Raw genomic sequence first — 8,804 nt, forward strand, 5'->3', positions numbered from 1 at the left:
CCTTAATGGAAGGAGAATAATCCAGCAAGGTTTCCAGAATAGAAACCATATCCTTTATGGGAACCTGCTCCCTGAGCAAATTTTGTAATACCCGCTGCACCCCCCCCAGGGGCATATGGAACGGAATTAATTCATCGACGATCTTGGGATAGGCTTTGGCTACCCGGTCTAACATATTTTGGACTTCGTTCCGCGTTAAGAGTTCCCAACCGTATTTTTTGATCAGTTCGGTAAGATGGGTGGCTATTACGGTCGATAAATCAACCACCATAAAACCGGCCATTTGCGCTTTTTCCATCTCCTGGGCTTCAATCCAAAGGGCGGGTAACCCGAAAGCCGGCTCTTTGGTCGGGACCCCTTTAATATTTTCAGCCTCTCCCGAACCGACGGCCAGCCAATGGTTACTCATAATCTCACCCCGGGTCAATTCGATCCCTTTGATTAACAAAAGGTATTCATGCGGGCGGAGTTGGAGATTGTCTTTAATGTGAATCGGAGGGACCACAAACCCCAGATCGGAGGCCAACTGCCTTCTCATTCCCTTTATCTTATTGAGGAGTTCTCCGTCGCCTTCAACCAGAGGGATCAATCCATACCCGATCTCCAGGGTCAGAGGATCCATTTCCAGGAAAGATTCAATTTGAGGCTCTTCCGTCAGACCTTGCGTTTTCTCCTCCTGGATGGCCTTGGCAGCCGGTTGTTTCAGAAAATAGGCCATGCCGCCGGTCAGGGCTGAAATCATCAGAAAAGGAATATGGGGGAGACCGGGGATAAAGCCGAAAACAAATAATATGCCGGAGGCGGTGGCTAACGTTTTGGGATTGACCAGGAGCTGCCTGGTAAGATCCTTTCCGAGGTCGGTTTCCGAGCCGGCCCGGCTGACTACGATACCGGCCGCCGCTGATATCAGGAGCGCCGGAATTTGAGAAACCAACCCATCCCCAACCGTTAAAATAGTATAGGTCTGCGCCGCCTCGACAACCGGAAGCCCTAATTGCAGGACCCCGATAATAAACCCTCCCAGAATGTTAATGCCCGTGATCACCAATCCGGCAATGGCATCCCCCCGAACAAATTTACTGGCCCCGTCCATGGCCCCGTAAAAATCCGCTTCCTGGGAAATCGTGGACCGCCGCCTTCTGGCTTCGGCTTCATCGATAAGCCCGCTATTCAGGTCGGCATCAATGGCCATCTGCTTACCCGGCATGGCATCCAAAGTAAAGCGGGCGGCCACTTCGGCGATTCTCCCGGCCCCCTTGGTAATGACCACAAAATTGATGACTACAATGATGATGAAAATAATTAAACCGACCGCATAATTTCCACTGACCACAAAATTCCCGAATGATTTGATAACCTGCCCGGCCGCATCAACCCCTTCATTGCCTCGCAACAAGACCAATTTGGTGGAGGCAATATTTAAGGAAAGCCGATACAGGGTCGTCAACAACAAAAGGGACGGAAATATGGAAAAATCCAGGGGTTTATTGACAAAGACCGAAGTGATCATGATGACGACCGAAAGAGCGATCGAAAGAGAAAGAAAAAGATCCAACAAAAACGGTGGAATCGGGAGGAGCATAAGCCCCAGGATACCCATCATGGCAACAGCCACCCCGATCCCTTCCCTGTTTTTCATCCGGTCCATCAGAGTCATAGCGCATTCCTGTTTATGGGCATTAAACCACTCAAATCAGTCGACGGCATCAGGCGATCTTCTTCATCTTATAGATGTGAGCGATAATCTTGGCCACGGCCTTATACAAGTCCGGAGGAATATAAGTATTCAGCTCCAGTTTAAATAATACCCTGGCCAGGGGTTTATCTTCCACGATCGGAATACCGGATTTACGGCCCAGCTCCTTGATTCTTTGCGCCACCAGATCCGCACCCTTGGCCACTATTTTCGGGGCTGCCATTTCCTTATCCCGGTAGTGCAGGGCAATGGCCAGATGTTGGGGGTTGGTTATGATCACAGCGGCCTTGGGGACTTCTTCCATCATGCGACGTCGGGCCATTTCCCGCTGCAAACTGCGGAGGCGGGATTTGATCAGGGGGTTCCCTTCCACCTCTTTGGCTTCTTCCTTAATTTCATATTTGCTCATCCGCAGGGATTGATCAAATTTCCGTTTTTGTAAGAAATAATCCAGGATAGCCAGGACGAGATAAAAAAAGAAGCCATAAACAAAAGCCCTCAGGATTAAATGCCCGGCGGTTTTGGCCAATTCCATCATCTCCAAATTCATTAACAAGGGGAACAGCTCCAGGCTCTTCCGTATGAAATGATAGATCAGAAAGGCTCCGACCAGAAACTTGACCAGGTTTTTCATGGATTCCGTAAAACCATTGGTGGAATAAATATTCTTAAAGCCGCTCAGAGGGTTCAGTTTTTTGAATTCCAACTGGAGCGGTTTGAAGACCAGTCCCCCTTGTAAGAGGTTCAGCCCTATGGAGGCCACAACGATAACCAGGAAAAAGGGGACCAGGATACGAATCGTTTCGAAGGAGGCCATCCTAAAAACCAGAAAAGGGTCCCTCCCGTATTGTAAACTCAACAAAGCGGTCGTGACCCCGCTTATTTTTTCCCAAAAAGGGGTAATCCCGTAATAAAAAACCAGGAGGATCCCGCCCATATTACCGATGGCAATCAGATCGCGGCTTTTGGGGACTTGTCCTTTTTCACGGGCCTTTTGCCGTTTTCGCGGGGTTGCTTTTTCAGTGCGGTCCTGCTGGTTTTCTGCCATGATGCCCTTATCCTTTGGCCATTATAATGATTCGGTTAATCTCTTCGTTTAAACCTGAAAACCGGACTTCCAAAAAATGGATCAGGAGGGGAGTAGAAAACAATAAGATCAACAGTCCCACAAACAAATGGACGGGCATACTGACGAAAAAGATATTGATCTGGGGAGCGGCTTTATAGATAAAGCCCATCAGGATATTGACAATAATCATGCCAACCAGGACCGGAGCGGCAATTTTAAGTCCCATAACAAAAATCTGACCGCTGAGGGAAATCCCATTAACCCACAGGGTGTCCACCTGAATTTTGGTGACCGGGATAATTTCATAACTCTTGACGATCATATAGAGCAAATCATGATGAAGATCCAAGGTCAAAAAGAGCAACATAGCTATCAGCCCCAAAAGGGTCGATATTTCCGTGGACTGCCCTATTTCCGGGTTAAACATGGTGGCCATCGAAATCCCCATAGCATCACTGATCAGCGTCCCGGCCAGCTCCACCCCCCAAAAAATAAGCCGGACGGCAAAACCGATGGTCAATCCCAACAGGAGCTCCTGAACAATAATGGTCGGAAGGTCCGAGGTTTTTATTTCCATGGTAATCACGGGCGCCAGGACATAGGCCAGGGTAATGATCAATCCAGCCTTAAACTGCCTGGGAACCTGCTTTCCGCTCAAAAAAGGCAGGAAAGATAAGATGACCCCCAGACGGATGAAGAGAATCAGAAAATTCGAAAAATAATGGGTTAAGTCGCCGAGGTTATTCAAGGAACCGTTCCTTTATTTAACATACATCGGGATATTTTCGATAAGGTTGGTTGTATATTGGGTGACGACCTTGGCCATCCAGGGCAACAGCAGATAAAAACAAAGGAAGACGGCCAGAATTTTAGGAATAAAAGTTAAAGTAAATTCCTGGATTTGGGTCACGGCCTGCAGAAAGCTGATGATCAAGCCTACCAGTAGACTGACCAGCAGGATCGGTCCGGCGCTTAACAGAATCGTCATGAATAAATCCAAAAAAATCTCTTTTAATAATTCCGAGGTCATTGAAAAGTCCTAACGAGAGAACCGATGATTAAATTCCAACCATCCACCAAAACGAACAGCAATAACTTGAAGGGCAGCGATATCATTACCGGGGGAAGCATCATCATACCCATGGATAATAAAATGCTGGCCACCACCATATCAATCAGAAGAAAGGGGAGAAAAATCAAAAACCCGATTTCAAAAGCCGTCTTTAATTCGCTGATGGCAAAGGCCGGAATCAATATTTTAAGGGAAAGGTCTTCAAATCTGGCCGGCGCCTTTTCTTTGGAGAGTTTCAGGAAAAGGGCGATGTCCTTTTGGCGGGTCTGTTTCAGCATAAATTTTTTAATAGAAGGCTCGGCCCGCTGAAAGGCCTGGGTGAAAGAGATTTTTTTCTCGGTGTAGGGTTGAACGGCATCCTTATTAATGGCATTGATGGTTGGAGACATAACAAAAAGGGTCAAAAACAAAGAAAGGCCGATAATGACCGGATTGGGCGGAATCTGTTGAGCCCCCAATCCCTGACGTAACAGGGAAAGGACCACCACAATGCGGGTAAAGGAGGTCAGCATGACCAGGATACCGGGCAGAATGGACAGGAGGCTGATAATAAAAAAGATGGACAGGACCGGATTGTTCAAATCGAATACCTTGTTGAGATCTAAAGCGTTATTCATCGACGGCTTCTTTCAGCCTGCGCAGCTTTTGGATTCTTTCCGAATAAGGCTCTTCCCTTGGCTCCAACACCTCTTTGGCCTCCAAAGTTTTAAGGACTCTCAATCCGTTCGGCATGATACCCAAGACCAGTATTTCGTTCCCCACCTGAAGGGCGGCCACACCTTTTTTAGCCCCCAGGGATTGATAGGCCACTAAATTAATGATATTGGAATGTTTCTGTTTCCGGCGGTACAAAAACCCGAAAACCCCCATCGACAAAATCAGCCCTATCAAGGCTGTAATAAAGGATAGTGATCCGTCCATTATCTGATCTGTTTGATCCTTTCGGAGGGACTGACGATATCGGTCAGTCTGACCCCGAACTTTTCGTTGACCACCACCACTTCGCCCCGGGCGATCAACCGGTTGTTGACATAAATTTCCATGGGTTCCCCGGCCAGTTTTTCCAGTTCAACTACCGACCCCTGCCCTAATTGGAGCAGGTCATTGATTAACATCCTGGTCCGGCCCAATTCCACGGAGACCATCAGGGGAATATCTAAAAGGAAATCCAAATCCCGCTGGGTTCCCGAGGGTTTATTTCCACTCAATTCCTCGAAATTAACTTCTTGCTCTTTCTGTTCCGGTTTTTGCTCCATAGAGTCTCCTTAATTTTTTCTATCCAGGAATCTGGTAATCTTAACGGCTTGATTCCCCCGGCTGTAACCGGCTGTTCCTTGCATTTTCCGGACCCCCTCCACTCGAACGGCCAAATCATCGGAGATAGAATTTTGCAGGGTGAGCACATTACCTACGTCCAGATTGACCAGATCCCGAAGGGATAATTCAGCCTGGCCGATTTCCACTTCCAAATTGACATAAGATTCTTTTAAAATTTCACTCAATCTTTGGATCCAACGTTGATCTTGCGACATGACATCGCTTCGGATACCGGAAAACAACTTATCCTTGATCGGTTCAACCATCGAATAGGGGATACAAAAAAATACCTTGCCGACAAAATTTTCCATTTCAATATGTATTTCTATCTTGATAACCGCTTCCGAAGGGGTAACGATAGTCACAAACTGGGGATTCATTTCCGAACCGACATGTTCGGGTTCCATGGGGATGATCCCCTGCCAGGCGGTAGTCAAATCGTTCAAGGCGGTGGTGACGATCTTTTTGATAATCCTTTGTTCGATAGGGGTAAAATACCGGCCTTCGCTTTTCACCCAGGGTTTGCTCCCTCCCCCGAAAAAATAATCGACAAAAGCGAAGACCATGGGGGCCTCAATAACAAAAAGAGCAAAGCCTTTCAGGGGTTCCATTTTAAAGATATTGATACTCGACGGCAGGGGGAGGGTCCTCATGAATTCCCCGAATTTTATCAAATCATGGCCCTGGATATGGACGTCGACGAATTTCATAATGATATTGGAAATGGAATTTCGAAAAAACCGCCCAAACCGTTCATTGGCCATCTCCAACCCGGGCATCCGTCCCCGAATGACCCGCTCATAAGAGGTGAAATCAAAATTTCGTAACTCGCCGGGGGTCCCTTTTTTAGATTCGGTTTCTATTTCTCCCGAATCCATCCCCTTGAGCAGGGCATCCACTTCATCTTGGGAGAGGAGGTTATTCATTGCATCACAAAATCCGTGAAATAGACATTTTTAAAAAGCTCCTTTTCCATGGCCTGATTGGCCCGAAGTAAAATCTCATCCTTCAACTGAAATTTCCCTTCCGCCGAAGAAACAGAATCCACCGTTTTGCTGCTCAACAGCATAATGATCAAATCCCTTAATTTCGGGGTTCTTTCTTTGACCTTGGCATCATCTTTTTCATCCTTCAATTCAAACTGAATCGACACCTTAAGATGTCTTCCCGGGTCGGCCAGATTGAGGATAAAAGGTTCCATGGAAACGAGGGCCATTTTCTCCGGCCCCTTTTTTTCTTCATGAGCGGTTTTGGGGGCTTTGTCTTTTTCATGGGACAGCATGGAATAACCGACATACCCCCCACCCCCCAAAAGCAGGACCACACCCCCCACCAGGATCATCATCTTCATCCCCAGGCCTTTTTTGGGGGCGGTCTTTTTCTCCGGAGTCCCATCCCCCATTTCGTCGATCATGATATCAGCCTTTTCGTTAGCCATATTATATCCCCTCAGTACAATTTCAGATCCTTCGGTTATCTTGATCTTCTTATCTTTCAAATATCATGCCGAACTAAAAAACAATGAAATATAAGGGAATAATAGAAGGAAAGCACCCGGCAGAGTGGTTTAGTGCGTCAAAGAAGTGACTCGGTGCTGGTTTTTTAACTGAAGAGAATTTAAGAGGGGAAAGGGATTATAGGAGAATTTATTTCTAACCTTGATACTGTTGCGAGTTGCGGGTTACAAATTAAGCGAGAGGAATCCTTTCTCTACCAACTCGTAACACGCAACAGGCAACTCGCAACAGAAAAAATTTCGTCATCCTTTACCTTTTAAGGTTGATCAACTCCTGCAATAATTCATCCGTCGCAGTAATAATCCGGGAATTGGCCTGGAAGGCCCTTTGGGCCGAGATCAATTTAACAAATTCCTGGGCCAGGTCCACATTGCTCAACTCCAGGGTATTGGATAATACCCGGCCCGTTCCAGAAGTTCCCGGGTTAGCGACTATGGCTTGGCCGGAATTATAAGTCTCTGCATAGAGATTTTTCCCTAACTTGGCCAGACTGCCAGGGTCTATGAACCGTGCCAGGGCCACCTGTCCAACGATCCGGGATTGGCCGTTGGTAAAACTGGCCGTAACAACCCCGTCTTGCGCGATGCTGATGTTGGAAACCGCACCGGCCCCATAGCCGTCCTGGATTTGTTGGGTGACGCTGAAGGAGGATGAAAATTGGGTCGTACCGTCGAAGCCGGTCCCGGCAGGGGTTTCCCCGGTTCCGGTACCATAGTTGAAGGCGACGGACTGCGGCGTAACCACACTGGCGCCGAAGTTAAAGGCTATGGGTGTTCCGCTGCCATCATCAACCAGGGACCCATCGGTACCAAAGGTCAGGCTTTGCGTCCCGGCCTGGACCAATAAGCTGGAGTCGGCCGGATCCTGGTGGACATAATTGACTGTCCAGGCCCCGGCAGCGGTCTTACTGAAATACAAGGTTACATCATGGGCTCCCCCCAGGGAATCATAGACTTTGATCGTAGTGGAATGGTTATAATTGGCCGGATCATTGGCAATTCCATCCCCATTCCCATCCAGGGTGAAGGCCGCAGTTGGGACGGTTGAAGAGGCGTCCAGATTGACACTGATCGTGGCTGTGGTCGTTGCATTGGCTGCACTTTGTTGACTGGAAAAATTCAAATTTCCCGTGCTTCCAAGAACATTCCCGCTGCTATCGACCATAAAACCTTGTAAGAGGTAGCCATCCGAATTGACCACATTCCCATTCTTGTCCAATGAAAACTGACCGGCCCGGGTGTAATAATTGGAGCTCCCGTTATTGACAATAAAAAAACCGTCGCCATCAACGGCCAGGTCCAGGACACTGGTGGTAGTCTCAAAAGACCCTTGGGAAAACTGGGCCGAAACCTTGTTTACTGTCACCCCACGACCCACCTGGGAAGATCCAGCCACTCCGGTGATGGTCTGGCTTAATACATCCCCGAAGTTTACCCGAGAGCCTTTAAACCCGACCGTATTCAAATTGGCGATATTGTCCCCCACAACGGCCAGGGCCGTGCTGTTGGCACTCATGCCGCTGATCCCGGTATAAAGAGATGTCAACATATTTCCAACCTCCTTTAAGATATTTTTGTTATATCGGTAAATAAAACCGTTTTATTCGTGTCAAGAGTTAACGTGGTACTGGTCCCATTGATACTGATCTCTTTTACCTTTCCGGAAGATCCATCCTGAAGGGTGACCGTTTTCCCGATAAGATTGACCAGCATGCCATTCTGGATGGAATTTTGGGAGGTCACCAGATTGTTAAGATTCGTATTGACATTATAAAGTTGTTCTAAAGAACTGAATTGGGCCAACTGGGCAGTAAAGGCTGTTGCGTCCATGGGGTTTAAAGGATCTTGATTCCTCAACTGGGTGGTAAAAAGCTGTAAGAAGGTATTTTTATCCAAAATACCGGTACTTCCTGCCGTGGTGCTTCCTGCTGCTGCAATCGTCATAGGGCCTCCTTCAAATAATAATATGGATCAAATGGTTATTGTCGATAAGGGGACCGCCGGTGCCATCCAAGGCTCCCAGTGATTGAACCCGGTATTCGGTTTGGATGGGTTGGTTCTGATTTTGTTCTCTTCCCTGGTTTTTTAATGAAACGGAGAATTCCCCTATCTGCAATCCTTCTTTCCCCAATTC

11 protein-coding genes are annotated in these 8,804 nt (G+C 47.5%); all 11 read right to left on the reverse strand.

The window, feature by feature from the left end; all coding sequences use genetic code 11:
- A partial coding sequence (flhA, locus tag HY879_05715) for a flagellar biosynthesis protein FlhA (protein MBI5602834.1) occupies window positions 1-1,657 on the reverse strand: 1,657 nt, incomplete at its 3' end.
- Window positions 1,658-1,706: 49 nt separating this feature from the next.
- Window positions 1,707-2,744, reverse strand: coding sequence for an EscU/YscU/HrcU family type III secretion system export apparatus switch protein (locus HY879_05720; GenBank protein MBI5602835.1), 1,038 nt, complete (start codon window positions 2,742-2,744; stop codon window positions 1,707-1,709).
- 7 nt (window positions 2,745-2,751) lie between these two features.
- Window positions 2,752-3,513 (reverse strand): flagellar biosynthetic protein FliR, encoded by a 762-nt coding sequence (fliR, locus tag HY879_05725; GenBank protein ID MBI5602836.1) that lies wholly within the window; start codon window positions 3,511-3,513, stop codon window positions 2,752-2,754.
- 12 nt (window positions 3,514-3,525) lie between these two features.
- Window positions 3,526-3,795 (reverse strand): flagellar biosynthesis protein FliQ, encoded by a 270-nt coding sequence (gene fliQ / locus HY879_05730; protein ID MBI5602837.1) that lies wholly within the window; start codon window positions 3,793-3,795, stop codon window positions 3,526-3,528.
- The gene (fliP, locus tag HY879_05735; protein MBI5602838.1) at window positions 3,792-4,454 is read right to left on the reverse strand and encodes a flagellar type III secretion system pore protein FliP; all 663 of its coding nucleotides are present in this window, start codon (window positions 4,452-4,454) and stop codon (window positions 3,792-3,794) included. The genes fliQ and fliP overlap by 4 nt, the downstream gene beginning before the upstream one ends.
- A complete protein-coding gene (locus HY879_05740; GenBank protein ID MBI5602839.1) occupies window positions 4,447-4,758 on the reverse strand; it encodes a flagellar biosynthetic protein FliO in 312 nt (103 codons plus the stop codon). Before HY879_05740 ends, fliP begins: the two co-directional genes overlap by 8 nt.
- A complete protein-coding gene (gene fliN / locus HY879_05745) occupies window positions 4,758-5,093 on the reverse strand; it encodes a flagellar motor switch protein FliN (GenBank protein ID MBI5602840.1) in 336 nt (111 codons plus the stop codon). Before fliN ends, HY879_05740 begins: the two co-directional genes overlap by 1 nt.
- Window positions 5,094-5,102: 9 nt before the next feature.
- Complete coding sequence (gene fliM, locus HY879_05750) at window positions 5,103-6,080, reverse strand: flagellar motor switch protein FliM (GenBank protein MBI5602841.1); 978 nt, start codon at window positions 6,078-6,080, stop codon at window positions 5,103-5,105.
- Complete coding sequence (locus HY879_05755; GenBank protein MBI5602842.1) at window positions 6,077-6,592, reverse strand: flagellar basal body-associated FliL family protein; 516 nt, start codon at window positions 6,590-6,592, stop codon at window positions 6,077-6,079. The genes fliM and HY879_05755 overlap by 4 nt, the downstream gene beginning before the upstream one ends.
- Window positions 6,593-6,920: 328 nt before the next feature.
- A complete protein-coding gene (locus tag HY879_05760) occupies window positions 6,921-8,219 on the reverse strand; it encodes a flagellar hook protein FlgE (GenBank protein MBI5602843.1) in 1,299 nt (432 codons plus the stop codon).
- A gap of 14 nt (window positions 8,220-8,233) precedes the next feature.
- Entirely contained in the window at window positions 8,234-8,614 is a 381-nt protein-coding gene (locus HY879_05765) for a hypothetical protein (GenBank protein MBI5602844.1), read from the reverse strand.
- Window positions 8,615-8,804 lie beyond the last annotated feature (190 nt).

Source organism: Deltaproteobacteria bacterium, from assembly GCA_016219225.1.
In the GTDB taxonomy this organism is placed as follows: Bacteria; Desulfobacterota; RBG-13-43-22; order RBG-13-43-22; family RBG-13-43-22; genus RBG-13-43-22.

Coding starts and splice junctions, on each gene's coding strand:
- HY879_05720 (MBI5602835.1), bottom strand. CDS start 2,744: ATGGCAGAAAACCAGCAGGACCGCACTGAAAAAGCAACCCCGCGAAAA.
- fliM (MBI5602841.1), bottom strand. CDS start 6,080: ATGAATAACCTCCTCTCCCAAGATGAAGTGGATGCCCTGCTCAAGGGG.
- fliP (MBI5602838.1), bottom strand. CDS start 4,454: ATGAATAACGCTTTAGATCTCAACAAGGTATTCGATTTGAACAATCCG.
- HY879_05760 (MBI5602843.1), bottom strand. CDS start 8,219: ATGTTGACATCTCTTTATACCGGGATCAGCGGCATGAGTGCCAACAGC.
- fliQ (MBI5602837.1), bottom strand. CDS start 3,795: ATGACCTCGGAATTATTAAAAGAGATTTTTTTGGATTTATTCATGACG.
- fliN (MBI5602840.1), bottom strand. CDS start 5,093: ATGGAGCAAAAACCGGAACAGAAAGAGCAAGAAGTTAATTTCGAGGAA.
- HY879_05755 (MBI5602842.1), bottom strand. CDS start 6,592: ATGGCTAACGAAAAGGCTGATATCATGATCGACGAAATGGGGGATGGG.
- HY879_05765 (MBI5602844.1), bottom strand. CDS start 8,614: ATGACGATTGCAGCAGCAGGAAGCACCACGGCAGGAAGTACCGGTATT.
- HY879_05740 (MBI5602839.1), bottom strand. CDS start 4,758: ATGGACGGATCACTATCCTTTATTACAGCCTTGATAGGGCTGATTTTG.